The organism is Limosilactobacillus portuensis (assembly GCF_014838735.1).
GTDB classification, from domain to species: domain Bacteria; phylum Bacillota; class Bacilli; order Lactobacillales; family Lactobacillaceae; genus Limosilactobacillus; species Limosilactobacillus portuensis.
Map to the genome: position 1 here is coordinate 33,878 of NZ_JABUXQ010000008.1, position 17,167 is coordinate 51,044.

Here is a 17,167-nt window from a genome sequence, read left to right on the forward strand (position 1 = left end):
AATTATTGTTGTGTTCCGGTATTAATTACTGGTTGCGTTCCCCGTTCACTAATGATCGCCACCATAATGTTATTAATAATTTGTAAACGTTGTTCGTCCGTTAATTCTAGATCTGCTTCCTTTGCCAAGCGATCAATTGCATCCTCAGTAATTGATACAGCTCCCTCAACAATAATCTTGCGGGCAGATAAGATCGCTGATGATTGTTGCTTTTGCAGCATCGCACTAGCAATTTCGGTTGCATAAGCAAGGTGAGTCAACCGAGTTTCAACAATTTTCACTCCGGCAACATTTAGCCGTTCCTGTAATTCACTTGCTAACCGGTTAGATACCTCGGTCGGATTACTTCGCAAAGTCAATGCATCCTCGTTTTCAAATGTATCGTAAGGATATTCACTAGCAACGTGACGAATAGCTGACTCACTTTGAATTTGAACAAATTGTTCATAATCATCAACCGAAAAGAGAGCCTTAGCGGTATCGACTACTTTAAAAACAATTACCGCAGCAATTTCAACCGGATTCCCCTTTGAATCGTTAACCTTGAGGATTTGACTATTAAAGTTTCGAACCCGAAGAGAAACCGGTTCCTTATCAGTAAACGGTACGGTCATAAATAGTCCCGCATCCCGAATTGTCCCGATGTAATTACCAAAGAACGTTAATGCCTTGGCTTCATTTGGTTGAATAATCGTTAAACTACTTGAAAGGACTAGAATAAGGACCACTAACACAATCCCTCCTATCATACTTAGCAGGTGACCAAAGCGAAATCCACTATATATAAGCCAAAGGCCAACTAATCCACCAAGAATTGCTATTAATAACCCTAAATAACCGTTAACATGAAATGCTTGTTTTTCTTTCATTTTATCTAACTCCTCTAAAATCTTAACCCCTTTGGATAGAAGTTTTTTACCGTCCTTTGTACTAATTTTCCAAACCCACAGGAATGATTATTACAAACTAGCAAGTACCAGCCACTAGCTAACTCTTTATCAATTGTGATCGTATCACCGTGAACATATTGCCGCCACTGCTCTTCACTCAATTCGAGCGTTTCCTTAACTTCAGTCGGTTTTAACGCTAGCGCTAATGCTAACGATGGTTCAAATCGTCGTTTCTTAAATGTCCCAAGATGTAACCCCGGCCGAAGTATATTGAGATCATCAATTTTATCAATCCCGACTGGCAAATCATATAGTTGTTCACCAAACAAGACTAATCTAGTAGGTTGGTAGTCAGGAATAACCGTATCCCGAAAATCATTAAATAGTTCTTGCTGATCCCTAGTCAGGGAATATGAACTTGCGTGCTTTTTCTTTCGCCGCCTCTTTCGTAAGGGCTTTTCAGCAACAGGCGTACCATAACGGAACTTAGCAATAAAGTGTCCCTCGCCCTTGATATGATGAGGAAAAAGACGAATTGCCTTTGCTAATTCCGGATTACCGTCTGCCCATTCAGGACGCCCATGATCCATCCCCGGAAATGCTTTAACTTCTTCCATTTGCATCGCGGGATAATTTTCAAGAATCCAATTAGCATTTTGTTCGTCTTCTTCAGGAGCAAATGTACAAGTTGAATAAACTAAAATACCACCCGGTTTTAGCATTCTAATCGCTGAAGCAATAATTTTACGCTGCCGATTAGCACATTCTGCTGGATAATCTGAATTCCAATATTCAATTCCAGCTGGCTCTTTTCTAAACATCCCCTCGCCAGAACATGGAGCATCGATTAATATCCGGTCAAAAAACTTGGGGAACTGCCTTTCTAGCTTCTCTGGACTTTCATTCATCACTACTGTATTGCGCGTGCCCCACCGTTCCAAATTTTCCGCTAAAATCAATGCCCGCTTCCGAAAGATCTCATTAGCGACCAATAGTCCTTGATCCTTCATTAAGGAAATGAGGTGGGTTGATTTCCCTCCTGGCGCTGCACAGAGGTCAAGAACTCGCTCTCCTGGCTGTGGATTAACCACTTCCCCTACGTACATTGCAGAAGGCTCCTGACTATATACCCAACCAGTAACATGATCCAGGGACTTTCCATTAACTTGACCATAATATCCAGTAGGGACGTACGGTACTTTCCCTTCAGCTTGACTAATTGTCTCTTGTGGCAAGGCATCCTTCAGCGGATTAACCCGGAAACCACTAAAACTTTGTTCATTCAACGCTGCTAAAAATGCCGAGGCTTCATTTCCCAATAGTTGCTGATACTTAGTTTTAAATGCACTTGGTAGCTGCATTCTCTTAATCACTCCATCAATTTAATCTTAAACAAATTATAACTTATTTTAACCCGTTCCTAAACATTTCCCGAAAGCATTCTTGGAATTCATTTAACTTTTTCTTAATTCCAGGTATAATAGTTAATTATTCGTAATAAAGGGAAGTGACACGCTTAATGGATCAACACCTAATTGCCATCGATCTGGATGGAACCACTCTCAATAATCAATCAAAATTAACCGCTGAAACAATTAATACGCTACGGGCTGCTGCTAAAGACGGCCATATTGTTAGTATTATCACCGGCCGACCTTACCGAATTGCTCAACACATTTATGATCAAATTGGGATTCAAACGCCGATGGTTAATTTCAATGGTGCTCTAGCTCATATTCCTCACCAAAACTGGGATAAAGAGTATGAAATCGAATTAACAAAAGAACTAGCACTAGATCTTTTGGCACATAAAGAAGAATTGGGAATTGATACCATTACCGTTGAAAGCAAGGATCATTTCTGGGCAAACCAGGCAACTAAGGATGTCCCTGAATTTCTTCCCAACCACCTTAAGCCCAGTCAGCTACTGAGTGAAAGGAATCTCAGTGATAATCCCATCGCAATGACAATTGAATATCAACCAGCCAGTAAAGATAAAATCATCCGTGCAGTCAACGAAAAATACGGTAACTTTGTTGAACCTCGGGTATGGGGCGGCCCGTATAATATCCTTGAACTAATTCATCGCGGAACCCATAAGGAATCAGGAATGTTCTATGTTGCTAAGCAGTACGGAATTGACCGTACCCATATTATCGCTTTTGGCGACGAGAAAAACGATCAAGAAATGATTGCTGCAGCTGGTCGTGGTGTTGCAATGAATAATGCAATTCCCGAAATCAAAGCCATTGCGGACGACGTTACCCCAATTGATAATGAACATAATGGTCTCGCAAAATACTTAAGGGATTACCTGAAATTAGCTTAAAATCCACTATAGTAAAAAAGCAACCTAAGATTAACTCAAGACGAGGGCAATCTTAGGTTGTTCTATTTTAAATGATTTAGCCTAAAGAAAATTAAACTTCAGGATCACCGGTAAATTTACCAACAACTGGCAAATCTTCAAGAACCCGCTTCATATGAAGTGAGCGTTGAATTGCAGCGCTAACATCATGACCTGCTAAGTTGCCATGATGCTTACCGTTACGCCAAGCCGGAACATTACTGACGTCATAAACCATTCCATCAATTGCGACATAAGCTGGGGCGCCATCTTAGCCATTGTATTTTGCAAGTTCTTCAGCAGTAAAGGTTCTTGTAGTCATACTAAAATATTCCTCCCGATCCTCATTGTTAATTTTATTATAGCACTTTTAATTTACCGATTAAGGCAATCGCAATCAGCACTTATTAGTAATAAAACAAAAATGAGGTGAAAATTAATTTTATCGTAAATAATACCTATATTATATAACAACTGTCAAAAATATTGTTATAATGTAAAAGAAGGTGATTCTGCAATCACTTTCGCTAAATACTTCTACTTGGGGATCACGGTGTGTCATGTTATCGCGATCCTCAATTTTTATTTAATCAGACTGTCTAAAAAGGTCACGATGTAATACAGTAAAATTGCAGCGATAATAAGGGAAAGAACATCTCTAACCTGGCGCCAAATGTTTTTCTTCATTCCATAACCCCCTCGAATCAATATTTCATATTATACACCACCTTTTCAACTCAATCGTTAAACTTTTAATTGTATTTTAAGTTAAGGCGTGTATAATACGTTGTCAAACAGGGATTAATAATCCTAAAGCAAAATAATCGATGTCAGTGAGCATCATTTTGGAGGAATTAAATATGGAACAGACAAGTAATCATGTCGGCCAAGCAATGACTAAAAACCAGAAATGGGTCCTAGCATCTACTGCATCCGGATTTTCATTAGAAAACATGGATATTATGTTTTTGTCATTTGCCCTTGCACCAATTATCGCTAGCCTACATATTTCAAGTACGGCTGCTGGATGGATTGGTTCTATTACTAACCTTGGAATGTTAGCGGGTGGTGCGATATTCGGTCTTGTCGGTGATCGAATCGGTCGTGTAAAAACATTTACTTACACGATCTTTATTTTTGCCTTGGCAACGGCCGCAATGTTCTTCGCCCACTCATTACCAACAATTTACCTTTGCCGTTTTCTTGCCGGAATTGGCGCTGGTGGTGAGTACGGTGTAGGGATTGCGCTAATTGCCGAGAACTTTGAGCCCCATCTTATTGGTCGATTGACTTCTGTCGCGGCTATCGGTGGTCAAGTTGGTGCAATTTTTGCTGCTATAATGGCCGCTTACATCATCCCTCATTTTGGGTGGAACGCACTTTTCCTTTTAGGTATTATTCCAGTAATCTTAACTTTCTTTATTCGGCGCCACGTTCACGAAAGTCAAGAATTTATTGTCGCTCACCAAAAGACAATTGCCAATCATCAAAAGATTTCTGTTAGTCGTCTCTTTGCTACACCACGATTAGCCTTACAAACCCTTGGCTTAATGGTAATGACAATTGTTCAAATTGCGGGATACTTTGGTCTAATGAACTGGCTCCCATCCATTGTCCAAAAGCAGCAAGGACTGTCCGTTTCGGGATCATCAATTTGGATGATCGCTACCATTGTTGGAATGAGCATCGGAATGATGGTCTTTGGGACAGTAATGGATAATTGGGGTCCACGTTGGGCTTTTGGGATCTTCCTTCTTGGTTCTGCCACGGTAATGTTTACCATCCTCATGGTCCAAAGCTCAATTGCCCTCATTCTTGCCGGCGCGCTAATCGGTTTCTTCTCTAATGGAATGTTTGGTGGTTATGGTGCAGTTATCAGTCAACTTTACCCAACTGCCATTCGTTCTACTGCCAACAGTATCATTATGAATGTTGGTCGAGCAATTGGTGGATTTTCATCAGTAGTTATTGGATTGCTAATGGACCACTACTCATTAGGAGTAACAATGGGCTTCTTATCAGCACTTTATATTCTCAGCTTCATTGTTATGTCTTCATTGCCTGGAATGCGGAAGCTCGCTAATCATTAACAATAAACGAAATAAGGTTCAGAGTTCAAATAAACGAACTCTGAACCTTTTATTATATTGATAGTAATTTACTTTTCGTCAACTTCTTCATCGGTCTTTAGAACCGCCATAAACGCCTCTTGAGGAATGTCAACTTTACCAACAGCTTTCATCCGCTTCTTTCCGCGCTTCTGCTTTTCAAGAAGCTTAGCTCGTCGATCGGGATCCCCCGTATGGATTCGTGCAGTAACATCTTTCCGATAAGCCTTAATATTAGTTCTGGCAATAATTTTTGAACCGATTGCTGCCTGAATTGGGATCTCAAAGTTTTGCCGTGGAATAATCTTCTTAAGCTTAGAGGTAATGTCACGACCTCGTTCTGCTGCAAAGTCTTTATGGGCAATGAAACTTAATGCATCAACCTTATCGCCATTTAGCAGGATGTCAATCTTGACTAACTTACTTGGCTTATAGTCGTCGATCTCATAATCAAGAGAAGCATAACCACGAGTTGAACTCTTCAGCTTATCAAAGAAGTCGAAGATGATTTCTGACAATGGAATATGATAGATTACGTTTACCCGCGTATCACTTAAGTATTCCATCGTTTCAAAAATTCCCCGTTTTCGCTGACAAAGCTCCATTACCGGCCCAACATAATCATTGGGAACCATGATTGAAGCTTTAACATAAGGTTCCTTAATGTCCTTAATCGATGAAGCATCTGGCATTTCAGCCGGGTTTTCGACTTCTTTTGTGGTTCCGTCTGCCAAGTCAACATGGTAAGTAACAGATGGCGCTGTAGTGATTAAATCAAGGTTAAATTCCCGTTCAAGCCGCTCTTGAATTACATCCATATGCAACAAGCCTAAGAATCCACAACGGAACCCAAAACCCAATGCTTGTGATGATTCAGGTTCAAAAGTCAATGCCGCATCATTCAACTGCAATTTTTCTAAGGCATCCCGTAAATCGTTAAACTTGGCATTATCGGTTGGGTATAAACCAGCATAAACCATTGGGGTCATTTGCCGATAACCTTCTAACGGTTTAGCGGTCGGATTATTAGCATCCGTAACGGTATCACCGACCCGCGTATCTTTAATATCCTTAATTGCGGCAGTAATATAACCAACATCACCGGCCATCAGGACATCTCGCGCTAATGGCTTAGGCGAGTTAATCCCGACTTCAGCAACTTCATACTCAGTACCACTATTCATTAACCGAATCTTATCGCCCTTTTTTACGGTTCCTTCAAATACCCGAACACTAAGAACTACCCCGCGGTAATCATCATATTTCGAGTCAAAAATCAACGCCTTTAATGGAGCTGTTAGATCTCCAGTTGGTGCCGGAACCTTCTTCACAATTTCTTCTAGGACTTGATCAACTCCTAGCCCAGTCTTCGCACTAACATCTAATGCATCATCTGTATCAAGGCCGATTTCATCTTCAATTTGCTTCTTTGTTCCTTCAGGATCCGCAGATGGCAGATCAATTTTGTTAATTACCGGTAAAATTTCCAAATCATTATCCAATGCCAGGTAAACATTCGCTAAAGTTTGTGCCTCCACTCCTTGAGTAGCATCAACGACTAACACTGCTCCTTCACAGGCAGCCAATGATCGAGAAACCTCATATGAAAAGTCAACGTGACCCGGAGTATCAATCAGGTGAAAAATGTAATCTTGGCCGTCTTTAGCATGATAAGTTAGGGCGACTGCATTTAACTTGATGGTAATCCCCCGTTCACGCTCTAATGGCATATCATCAAGGACCTGATCCTTCATTTCTCGCTTACTAATTGAATCTGTCATTTCCAAGATACGGTCGGCAAGGGTCGATTTCCCGTGATCAATATGAGCCACAATTGAAAAGTTACGAATCCGTTTTTGCCGTTCTTTCATTTCATCAAGATTCATTGTCATGAATTAGTTCACTACTTTCTAAACTTGTAAATACTAATACTAGTATACCAAAGACTATCCACGCTTGAAAAGCTAATCAAATCAGCATTCAGCAATGCTAAAAGAAATAGAATAAGCCAGCAATTCCGCTTTTCATGATCGGAGATTACTAGCTTAATTTAATTCTTTACTTATCTTCAAATGCATCCCGAAGCTTGTCAAGAACGGTTTTCTTAACTCCTTTGACGTTTTCACCACTAGCAGCAGCGAAAGCCATCATTGCCTCTTTTTGGCGCTTATTAAGACTCTTTGGTGTATGAACATGAACAGTAACATGTTCATCCCCGTTACCATTACCGTTCAAATGAGGAACACCCTTCCCCCGAAGACGGAAGTTTGTTTCAGATTGAGTACCAGCAGGAATCTTAAGATTAACATCACCATGAACAGTCTTGACCTTCACTTCATCACCTAATGCGGCTTGAGCAAATGAAATGTCTTGATCAACATAAATTGTTGAACCATCACGGCGGAATTCCCGACTTGGCGTTACACGGAAAACAATGTAAAGATCCCCATAAGGACCGCCATTTTCACCAGCATCACCCTGGTGTTCTAACCGCATTTGCTGACCATCGTCGATTCCCGCAGGAACCTTAACTTCTAATTCATGTCGCTCATGAATATGCCCAGAGCCATGGCATTTAGTACACCGATCTTCCGGCTTAATAATCTTACCAGTCCCATTACATTCAGGACAGGTAGTTTGAGTTTGAATATTACCAAGGGGTGTCCGCCGTACGGTAAGAATGACTCCACTACCATGACAGCGTGAACACGTTTCGGGAGACTTTCCAGGTTTAACGCCACTCCCTTTGCAGACGTCACATTGAGCATCCCGTTCATACTTGATTGTTGTGGTCTTGCCAAAAACAGCGTCCATAAAGTCTAGTGTCATTGAATATTGCAAATCACGACCCTGGCGTGGTGCAGTTGGATCAGCTTGACGACGACCGCCACCACCAAAGAATTGACTAAAAATATCACCAAAATCGCCACCAGCAAAATCACCATAGCCTTGTTGACCGCCAAAGCCACCAAATCCTTGACCAGCTCCTGCATTTGGCCCTGCCGAACCAAACTGATCATACTGAGCACGCTTTTGTGGATCACTCAGTACTTCATGTGCTTCATTAATCTTCTTAAACTTCTCTTCAGCACCAGGTTCATGATTAATATCCGGGTGGTATTTTGCTGCAAGCTTCCGGTAAGCCCGATTAATTTCCTTTTCAGAAGCATCCTTTTTTACACCTAGGATGTCGTAGTAACTTTCTTCTGCCATACGGATCCTCCATTTATATTGCTTGTTTAGTTATACCATACATGACAAACGAAAGTAAAAGCCAAAGTCCTTCCCTCCGGCCTTTGGCTTTTAACAATTGTTTATTAACAGCTGATAGAATTACTTCTTGTCATCTGGAGTAACATCCTTAAAGTCACCATCAACGGTCTTACCATCATCGGAACCAGAATTATTATTGTTTCCGTTAGTGCCATTGTTACCGGCATTACCAGCTTGACCGCCTTGAGCACCTTGGGCTTGTTGATAAAGCTTTACGCTAAGATCTTGGATAACCTTATTTAATGCGTCCTTCTTAGTCTTCATATCGTCTAAGTTGCCGCTTTCCTTAGCCTTCTTCAAGTCGTCACGAGCACTTTCGGCCTTCTTGATGTCTTCTTCAGGAACCTTACCCTTAACTTCCTTCAAGGTCTTATCTACTTGGAAGAGTTCTTGGTCAACTTCGTTCTTCAAGTCAACCTCTTCCTTCTTCTTCTTATCAGCTGCTGCGTGTTCTTCAGCATCCTTCTTCATTCGCTCGATTTCTTCATCACTTAAGCCAGAGTTAGACTTAATGGTGATGTTTTGCTTCTTATGAGTTCCTTGGTCTTCAGCAGAAACGTTAACAATCCCGTTTTTGTCAATATCAAAAGTAACCTTAATTTGAGGAACACCACGAGGAGCGGCTGGAATGTCGGTAAGTTGGAAGTTCCCTAAAGTCTTGTTATCAGCTGCCATTGGCCGTTCACCTTGAAGCACGTGGATATCAACAGCAGACTGATTATCAGCAGCAGTTGAGAAGATTTGGCTCTTGGATGTTGGAATGGTAGTATTCCGGTCGATTAACTTAGTGAAGACACCACCCATGGTTTCAATCCCAAGTGAAAGTGGCGTAACATCAAGTAAAACAACATCCTTAACATCACCAGTAAGAACACCACCTTGGATAGCAGCACCGAGGGCAACCGCTTCATCTGGGTTGATGGAGTGGTTAGGTTCCTTACCAGTTAATTCCTTAACCATTTCTTGAACGGCTGGAATACGAGTAGAACCACCATTAAGAATTACTTCATCAATATCATCAAAGCTTAAATCGGCATCCTTCAATGCATTCATAACTGGTTGCTTAGTCCGTTCAACCAAATCATTAGTTAATTGGTTGAATTGTGCCCGGCTCAATGTCTTTTCAAGGTGTAGCGGACCATTTTCACCAGCAGAAATGAATGGCAAACTGATTTGGGCTTCTTGAACACCAGATAAGTCCTTCTTAGCCTTTTCTGCAGCGTCCTTTAACCGTTGAAGCGCCATCTTATCCTTAGACAAGTCCACGCCATTTTCTTCCTTAAAGCCATCGATTAACCAATCCATGATCTTCTTATCAAAGTCATCCCCACCAAGGTGAGTATCACCATTAGTTGAAAGGACTTGGAAGACACCGTCACCTAATTCAAGAATGGAAACATCGAAAGTCCCACCACCAAGGTCATAAACAAGGATCTTTTCATCCTTGTCTTTCTTATCAAGACCATAAGCAAGTGATGAGGCAGTTGGTTCGTTAATAATCCGCTTAACATCTAATCCGGCAATCTTACCAGCATCCTTAGTAGCTTGACGTTGAGCATCATTAAAGTATGCAGGAACAGTAATAACTGCTTGGCTAACTGTATCACCAATATAATCTTCAGCGTACTTCTTCAAGTATTGAAGAATCATTGCAGAAATTTCTTGTGGAGTATACTTCTTGCCGTCAACTTCAACGGTATATCCGGCTTCACCCATATGACTCTTAATTGATGAAATAGTATTAGGGTTAGTAATTGCTTGACGCTTTGCTACTTCACCAACTTGAGTTTCACCATTCTTAAATGAAACAACAGATGGAGTTGTCCGACTCCCTTCTGGATTTGTAATAATCTTTGGCTCGTTACCTTCCATAACGGCAACGGCGGAGTTTGTAGTACCTAAATCAATACCAATAATCTTGTTACTTGCCATTGTTTATTCCCTCTCTTATTTTTATTGTGCAACTACAACCATTGCGGGACGAAGAACCCGATCCTTTAATTGATAACCAGCCTGCAGTACTTTTACCACTGTTTCGGCCTTCTGATCACCTTCCACCGGCACTGTTTGTACTGCCTGGTGAAGGGTCGGATCAAACGGCTTGCCGTCTGCATCAATCTCCGTAATTCCGTGGTCCTTTAATGCACTGATTAGGTGGTCATGAACCATTTGGATCCCCTTCTTTAACTGCTGACCATTTTCGTCGTAAACTTCAATCGTCAGTGCTCGCTTAAGGTTATCCAGAACAGGTAAAACGGACTTGGCTAAGTCTTGACCATCATACTTCAGTAATTGAGCACGCTCTTTCTTAAAGTGGGTAGTCATATTCTGTATTTCTGCTTCAGCCCGCAAATACTTATCGTCCTTATCATCTAATTGCTGTTGCAAATCTTTAACTTGACTTTCTAATTTTGTCACTTGAGTTTGTAACTTTTTAGCATCAAACTGGTCGTTCTTTTCAGAAGCAGCACCCTGACTTTGGTGCTTTGCTTCTTTACCTGTTTGCTTTGCAGCTTTGTCTTCTGCCAATCGACTCGCCTCCTATGAATCGTAGTAATGACGGTAAAAGTTTAAAAGTCGTTTTGCTAGCTCCTGACGAAATGCATTCATTAAACCAATCGTCCGTGAATAAGGCATCCTCGTTGGGCCTAGTACTGCAATAATGCCCTTACCATATTGGTCAACATCATAGGTTGCCGTGATCAAACTATAGTTATCCAAGGCCCTATCTTTTGAAATCTCAGAACCAATCTTAACGTTTACTCCATCGTCAGAAACATTTGAATCTAACAAATTCGATAACTGATCGTTATGGTCAAGCAAACTATACAGTGTCTGTAAGTCAACCGAATCATGCTTTTCTGAGAAATCTAAGAGATTTAGCCGGCCGCCAACAAAGAATTGCTCACGTGCTGCCCTTGACACGACACTATCAAAAAGATCCAAAAAGCCATCTGCACTTTGCATGTAGTGCATCACCCGAAGCGGAATATCATCATTCAGGCGCTTCATCACGTTAGCTAATGGCTGCCCCACCAGCTGGTCATTAATCATCCGAATAACCGCTTGAAGAGCATCTGTATCGTAATTTCGTGGTAACGTAAATGCCTGACTTTCGACATCACCGCTATCAGTAACTAAAATTGCGATCACCTTTCGATTACCTAACGGAACAACCCGAAATCCGCTCAACCGAACATCAGCTTGCTCAGGCTTTAGTGTAAAGGCTGTATAGGAAGTAAGATCAGATAAAATATCAGCTGAGTGCGAAATGATCTCATCAATCTTTTGAAAACTTGTTCCTAGTGAATTTTGGATTACTACCAAGTCGTTGTCAGTAATAACCTCTGGATCAAGCAAATGGTCAACATAATAACGGTAGCCCTTTTTAGAAGGTACCCGTCCTGAAGATGAATGTTCTTTGGTAACAAAACCAACTTCTTCAAGGACACCCATTTCATTTCGAACCGTAGCAGAACTTACCTTAAAAGGTAATTTTTCTGCCAGGTGTTTTGACCCGACAGGTTGACCTGTTGCGGTATATTGACGTACAATCGCTTGCAGGATCTTGTTTTGACGCTGTGTTAGCATTTGTATCACTTCCCCTTTTAGCACTCTATAGGGTTAAGTGCTAAACACATGTATAATATAACAATCTGAATAGTAAAAGTCAAGAAACGTCAAATAAAATCTAGGAGTTTTTCAATGAAACATAAGAAGCAACGATTTATTCCGCCAAGTGGTCCCGAAGATGCTATGCGAATTATTCAGAATCTCTTCAATAGTTACCGCAATGCCCCACTAACAAGGGAGTTGCTTGACTATCATAATAATTTGATTAATCGATTACAAACTGACATTCATGATGCTGTAATGAAGGCCAATAACGATCGCCTTAGTAAAGAGCTTGATGAAATGATAGAGATCATGCGTCGTTGGGTTTCAATACGACTATCAAACCGGCCATTCAACGCTAAAATGCGTCACTTCAAGTTAGTCACGGACGGCGGTATGAAGTTTAAGCGACACGTTCATAAAATTAGTCAATCAGCCAACCATCGAGCAAGTCGTCATTGATATTGGAAAAAGGGATTGGGAAAAAGTAAATTGCTTTTCCCAATCCCTTACTATTTCAATTGAAAAAATTAAGTTATCTCTAAACTAATGGCTGCTTTATACCAGGGATAATTTTTTGTAAATTCTGACGAGCTAATTGTTCATCCTGCTTCATCTGGTCAACAAGCTCATCAGCGCCATTAAATTTCATTTCACCACGTTGATAATAAAACCACCGAACTCTAACTTCTTCGCCGTATACCAACTGATCAAAGTCAAAAAGGTATATTTCAACAGTAAGTTTATTTTGATCACCAAAAGTAATGTTATGACCAACGCTCGCCATCCCACCATACCATTCTTGACCAATTTGCACTTGAACAGTGTATACGCCAATACCGGGAAGACGTTCACTTTCAGGAGTTTCAACGTTAATTGTTGGAAAACCTAGTGTGCGTCCCCGTGCTAAGCCATGGACAACGATCCCCGTTGTCGTGTAATAATAACCTAGCATCTGGTTAGCCAATTCAACATTCCCTTGATCAATCGCTTTACGAATAACCCGCGAACCAATCTTGTGGTTACCATTACCAGTAAACTTTGGAACCGTGATTACGTTAAATCGGCTGTTAGCGTACTCCGGTAAACGCGCCATCGTTGCCACCGCAGCTTTACCATAAGTATGATCAAACCCTGCCACCACTGTTTTGGCGTGAAAACCAATTAAATACTGATCAACAAATTCTTGTGGCGAGAGACTCGCAAACGAAGAAGTAAAGCTAACCAAATATACCAGATCTACTCCTAATTGTTTTAAAAGATCCAGCTTTCGTGGTGTTGTTGACAGGTATTTAAAACCACCTGGGTATTGCTGATAAACGATTCCGGGCGCATGATCATAAGTTAAAACTGCTAACGGGAGGTCCTCCTGTTCAGCAATCTTTTTAGCAGTATTAATCACTTGTTGGTGACCACGATGGACACCATCGAAGAAGCCCATTGCGAGTACTACCGGACCTGTAGGCACTAACTCCTTTTGCAACGGGTGGTGGATTCTTACTACTTCCACTTGTCCTTCCTCCTTTACTTTACAGAGAACATCTTTGTTGGCTTATATCCCTGAGCCGTTAAGTGGTATAGCGCCTTAGTCGAACCGTCATATTTCAGGACCACTTCATTTGCTACTGTCTGCAACTCATCCTCCTTAAGCCAGCCACCATGCTGAACAGACTGCCATTGTACTGGAGTTAATTCTACTGCTGGATAGTCTTTCAGGGCATAATCAATTGGGTAAAGATGACGATTAATTGTTTGATGAGCTACTGCATCTTGAATATCATTTAAGCTCAGAGTCTGGTCAAGCGTAAAACCACCACTTTCAAGCCGGGTTAACCACTTCATCGCACCAGGATAGCCAAGCGAGCGCGCTAAATCGGCGACAAGTGTCCTAATGTAAGTTCCTTTACTACACTTTACCTTAAAATAAACGTGTTGTTCTTGATGTTCTAAATCATATTCGTTTCGACACATAACAAAACTACTAATCAACGCTTTCCGTCGCGGTCGTTCCACGGTTTCACCAGCACGGGCATACTCATAAAGACGCTTACCATTCACCTTGACGGCAGAATACATTGGTGGAATCTGAATGATTTCTCCCGTCATTTTCTGCATTGCTCTCTTAATTAGTTCACTACTAATTGCTTCTTCGACTGGCTTAGTTTCAATCACTTCACCATCAAAGTCTTCAGTCGTTGTCGCTTTCCCGATTACTAGTTCTCCCTGATATTCTTTGCCCGACTGCATCAAGTATTCTACCACTTTAGTCGCATTACCAACACAAATCGGCAAAACACCATCAACAGAGGGATCCAACGTCCCTGAATGACCAATCTTCTTGGTCTTTAATATCCGCCGCAACCGACTGACACAATCAAAGCTTGTCATTCCACGTTCTTTGTACAAGGGAATAATTCCATCCATATAATTCTCTCCATAAAAAAACGAACTAAGAGATAGCTCCCAGCTCGTTCATCCTTAATTACTTATCTTGTTCTTGCTGGTGAAGCTTATTGATCAGCTGATCAATCCGACTTCCATAGGCAATTGATTTATCTCGTTCAAATTTAATTTCAGGTGTTTTGAAAATGTTCAACCGTGCACCTAATTCACTCCGAATTAAACCAGTTGCTTTATCCAAACCAGCTTGAACTTTTTCCATATCAGAAGCTTTATCAGACAAGATACTGTAATAGATTGTTGCTTGTTGAAGATCACCAGTAACATCTACACCAGTAATAGTTACTCCTTGTACGCGAGGATCACGAACCCGCTTTAAGAGAATATCGTCAACTTCACGTTGGATTTCCTGAGCTAATCGATCAACACGATATTGCTTATTAGGCATTTTAATCACCTCGGTTTACTTAACTGGTACTTCCTTCATTTGGTAGGCTTCGATAACGTCATTTTCCTTAATGTCATTGTAGTTTTGAATTGTCAAACCACATTCAAAGCCAGCCTTGACTTCCTTAACGTCGTCCTTGAACCGCTTCAAACTGCCAAGTTCACCACTATAAACGACAATTCCGTCACGAACAAGCCGAACCTTGGAGTCACGGGTAATCTTACCAGAAGTTACCATTCCCCCGGCAATTGTCCCAACCTTAGAAGCCTTGTAGATTTGCCGTACTTCAACTTGACCAATAGTTTCTTCTTTATAAACCGGTTCAAGCATCCCCTTCATTGCGTCTTCAACTTCTTCAATTGCGTTGTAGATTACTTGGTGGAGACGAATATCAATTTTATTTGAATCAGCTAATGACTTTGCAAGTGAAGTTGGCCGAACATTGAAACCAATAATAACGGCATTAGAAGCTTCAGCCAATGTTACATCGGATTCATTAATTGCACCAACGGCTTGGTGAATAATATCAACCCGAACACCGTCAACCTTAATCTTTTGCAAACTTTGACTAAGTGCTTCTACTGAACCTTGAACATCAGCCTTAATGATTAATGGGAGGGTCTTCATTTGCCCCTTCTTCATCGTATCAAATAAGTTATCCAATGTAACGTGAGAAGTCCGCTTTCGTTCTTCTTCTTGTGCTTGTTCTGCACGCTTCTCACCAGCAGCACGGGCAGTCTTTTCATCGTCAAAGACAACAAAGCGGTCCCCTGCTTCCGGAACAGAATTAAGCCCGGTAATCTCGACAGGAGTTGATGGGGTAGCTTCCTTAATCCGCCGACCATTTTCATTCGTCATTGTCCGAACACGGCCATAAGTATTTCCAACAACAATTGGGTCACCGACATGTAAAGTTCCTTGTTGTACCAGAACAGTAGCAACAGATCCTTTACCTTGATCGAGTCGTGCTTCAACAACGGAACCAGCAGCATTTTGGTCTGGGTTGGCCTTAAGTTCCATCATTTCAGCTTGGAGTTGAATCATATCAAGCAATTCATCAATGTTCTTCCCAAACTTAGCTGAGATGTTAACAAAGATTGTGTCACCACCCCAATCTTCTGGAATCAAGTTGTACTTAGCTAATTCCTCAATTACTCGTTCCGGATTAGCACCTGGCTTATCAATCTTGTTAACTGCAACAATAATTGGTGTTTTGGCAGCTTGGGCGTGGTGGATAGCTTCAACGGTTTGAGGCATAACACCATCATCTGCGGCAACAACTAATACAGTAATATCAGTGATATTAGCTCCCCGAGCACGCATTTCAGTAAAGGCAGCGTGTCCTGGCGTATCCAAGAATGTAATTAGAGCATCTTTGTAATGAACTTGGTAAGCACCAATCTCCTGAGTAATTCCCCCAGCTTCATGTTCAGTAACATGTGAGTGACGAAGCTTATCAAGCAACGTAGTCTTACCATGATCAACGTGTCCCATAACCGTAACAACTGGTGGACGAGAAACTAAGTGATCCGTATTGTTTTGCTCTTCTTCAAACATCTTATCGATATCTGAAATATCTTCTTCAACCTTTTCCTTAGCTTCAATTCCATAATCAGTTGCTAACAATTCAATTGTATCCTTATCTAAGGATTGGTTTTGGTTAATCATTACACCGAGCATAAAGAGTTTCTTAATAATCTCGGCTGGTGAACGGTGCAAAATTTTCCCAAGATCTTGCGCATTCATTCCCTCGGTATACTCAAGAACATCCGGTAATGGCTTATCTTTTCGCTGAGTAGGTTGTTGGTGCTTAACCTCACGAAGACGACCATTGTTGTTATGTTTCTTGTTTCGCTTTTTATTCTTCTTATTGAATCGCTTACCCTTTCGGCCAGATTCATTTAAGCTGCCGCCAAAGCGACCGTTGTTATCATTTTGATGACGGTTATTGCTTTGGTTTGTTTGCTTAGAAGAATGGTTATTATCACGATGCTTTTGATCATGATGTTCATTTTTCTTGTTATGGTTAGCTTGGTTTATTGATTGTTGGTTTCCCTTATGCCCTGCTTTTGCCTGAGAATTCTTT

At 41.1% G+C, this 17,167-nt stretch carries 13 protein-coding genes and 2 pseudogenes; 3 read left to right on the forward strand and 12 right to left on the reverse strand.

Features of this window, described 5'->3' with window-relative positions:
• Positions 1-2: 2 nt before the first annotated feature.
• On the reverse strand, positions 3-869 hold the full coding sequence (locus HUK49_RS03855; RefSeq protein WP_191912724.1) for an SPFH domain-containing protein: 867 nt from the start codon (positions 867-869) through the stop codon (positions 3-5).
• 14 nt (positions 870-883) lie between these two features.
• Complete coding sequence (locus HUK49_RS03860; protein ID WP_191912725.1) at positions 884-2,251, reverse strand: RsmF rRNA methyltransferase first C-terminal domain-containing protein; 1,368 nt, start codon at positions 2,249-2,251, stop codon at positions 884-886.
• Positions 2,252-2,409: 158 nt separating this feature from the next.
• On the opposite strand from HUK49_RS03860, the gene HUK49_RS03865 reads away from it, so the two are divergent.
• Positions 2,410-3,219 (forward strand): Cof-type HAD-IIB family hydrolase, encoded by an 810-nt coding sequence (locus HUK49_RS03865; RefSeq protein ID WP_191912726.1) that lies wholly within the window; start codon positions 2,410-2,412, stop codon positions 3,217-3,219.
• Between the two features lie 91 nt (positions 3,220-3,310).
• On the opposite strand, the pseudogene HUK49_RS03870 reads toward HUK49_RS03865, so the two are convergent.
• Positions 3,311-3,559: pseudogene (locus tag HUK49_RS03870) on the reverse strand (cytochrome b5 domain-containing protein).
• Positions 3,560-4,097: 538 nt separating this feature from the next.
• Here HUK49_RS03870 and HUK49_RS03875 point away from each other — a divergent pair.
• Positions 4,098-5,327, forward strand: coding sequence for an MFS transporter (locus HUK49_RS03875; RefSeq protein ID WP_191912727.1), 1,230 nt, complete (start codon positions 4,098-4,100; stop codon positions 5,325-5,327).
• Positions 5,328-5,395: 68 nt separating this feature from the next.
• Here the strand turns inward: HUK49_RS03875 and lepA are convergent, their stop codons facing one another.
• The 5 genes from lepA to hrcA all read right to left on the reverse strand — a co-directional run bounded on the left by lepA (position 5,396) and on the right by hrcA (position 12,209).
• A complete protein-coding gene (gene lepA, locus HUK49_RS03880; protein WP_148444538.1) occupies positions 5,396-7,231 on the reverse strand; it encodes a translation elongation factor 4 in 1,836 nt (611 codons plus the stop codon).
• Between the two features lie 172 nt (positions 7,232-7,403).
• Positions 7,404-8,558, reverse strand: coding sequence for a molecular chaperone DnaJ (dnaJ, locus tag HUK49_RS03885; RefSeq protein WP_191912728.1), 1,155 nt, complete (start codon positions 8,556-8,558; stop codon positions 7,404-7,406).
• Between the two features lie 120 nt (positions 8,559-8,678).
• Positions 8,679-10,550: a molecular chaperone DnaK gene (dnaK, locus tag HUK49_RS03890; RefSeq protein WP_191912729.1), complete on the reverse strand. Its 1,872-nt coding sequence runs from the start codon at positions 10,548-10,550 to the stop codon at positions 8,679-8,681.
• A gap of 21 nt (positions 10,551-10,571) precedes the next feature.
• Complete coding sequence (grpE, locus tag HUK49_RS03895) at positions 10,572-11,147, reverse strand: nucleotide exchange factor GrpE (RefSeq protein ID WP_191912730.1); 576 nt, start codon at positions 11,145-11,147, stop codon at positions 10,572-10,574.
• A gap of 12 nt (positions 11,148-11,159) precedes the next feature.
• Positions 11,160-12,209, reverse strand: a complete 1,050-nt coding sequence (gene hrcA / locus HUK49_RS03900) for a heat-inducible transcriptional repressor HrcA (protein ID WP_191912731.1) — start codon at positions 12,207-12,209, stop codon at positions 11,160-11,162.
• Between the two features lie 114 nt (positions 12,210-12,323).
• Between hrcA and HUK49_RS03905 the strand changes: the two genes are divergently transcribed.
• On the forward strand, positions 12,324-12,695 hold the full coding sequence (locus tag HUK49_RS03905) for a hypothetical protein (RefSeq protein ID WP_191912732.1): 372 nt from the start codon (positions 12,324-12,326) through the stop codon (positions 12,693-12,695).
• A gap of 79 nt (positions 12,696-12,774) precedes the next feature.
• Here the strand turns inward: HUK49_RS03905 and ribF are convergent, their stop codons facing one another.
• The 4 genes and pseudogenes from ribF to infB all read right to left on the reverse strand — a co-directional run.
• Positions 12,775-13,743, reverse strand: a complete 969-nt coding sequence (gene ribF / locus HUK49_RS03910; protein ID WP_191912733.1) for a riboflavin biosynthesis protein RibF — start codon at positions 13,741-13,743, stop codon at positions 12,775-12,777.
• Between the two features lie 14 nt (positions 13,744-13,757).
• Entirely contained in the window at positions 13,758-14,657 is a 900-nt protein-coding gene (gene truB / locus HUK49_RS03915; RefSeq protein WP_102168712.1) for a tRNA pseudouridine(55) synthase TruB, read from the reverse strand.
• Positions 14,658-14,715: 58 nt separating this feature from the next.
• Positions 14,716-15,081: a 30S ribosome-binding factor RbfA gene (gene rbfA / locus HUK49_RS03920; RefSeq protein WP_003716934.1), complete on the reverse strand. Its 366-nt coding sequence runs from the start codon at positions 15,079-15,081 to the stop codon at positions 14,716-14,718.
• Between the two features lie 15 nt (positions 15,082-15,096).
• Positions 15,097-17,031, reverse strand: a pseudogene (infB, locus tag HUK49_RS03925) (translation initiation factor IF-2); the annotation flags it as partial.
• Positions 17,032-17,167 lie beyond the last annotated feature (136 nt).

Coding starts and splice junctions, on each gene's coding strand:
- HUK49_RS03855 (WP_191912724.1), bottom strand. CDS start 869: ATGAAAGAAAAACAAGCATTTCATGTTAACGGTTATTTAGGGTTATTA.
- HUK49_RS03860 (WP_191912725.1), bottom strand. CDS start 2,251: ATGCAGCTACCAAGTGCATTTAAAACTAAGTATCAGCAACTATTGGGA.
- HUK49_RS03865 (WP_191912726.1), top strand. CDS start 2,410: ATGGATCAACACCTAATTGCCATCGATCTGGATGGAACCACTCTCAAT.
- dnaK (WP_191912729.1), bottom strand. CDS start 10,550: ATGGCAAGTAACAAGATTATTGGTATTGATTTAGGTACTACAAACTCC.
- HUK49_RS03875 (WP_191912727.1), top strand. CDS start 4,098: ATGGAACAGACAAGTAATCATGTCGGCCAAGCAATGACTAAAAACCAG.
- hrcA (WP_191912731.1), bottom strand. CDS start 12,209: ATGCTAACACAGCGTCAAAACAAGATCCTGCAAGCGATTGTACGTCAA.
- HUK49_RS03905 (WP_191912732.1), top strand. CDS start 12,324: ATGAAACATAAGAAGCAACGATTTATTCCGCCAAGTGGTCCCGAAGAT.
- rbfA (WP_003716934.1), bottom strand. CDS start 15,081: ATGCCTAATAAGCAATATCGTGTTGATCGATTAGCTCAGGAAATCCAA.
- truB (WP_102168712.1), bottom strand. CDS start 14,657: ATGGATGGAATTATTCCCTTGTACAAAGAACGTGGAATGACAAGCTTT.
- lepA (WP_148444538.1), bottom strand. CDS start 7,231: ATGAATCTTGATGAAATGAAAGAACGGCAAAAACGGATTCGTAACTTT.
- dnaJ (WP_191912728.1), bottom strand. CDS start 8,558: ATGGCAGAAGAAAGTTACTACGACATCCTAGGTGTAAAAAAGGATGCT.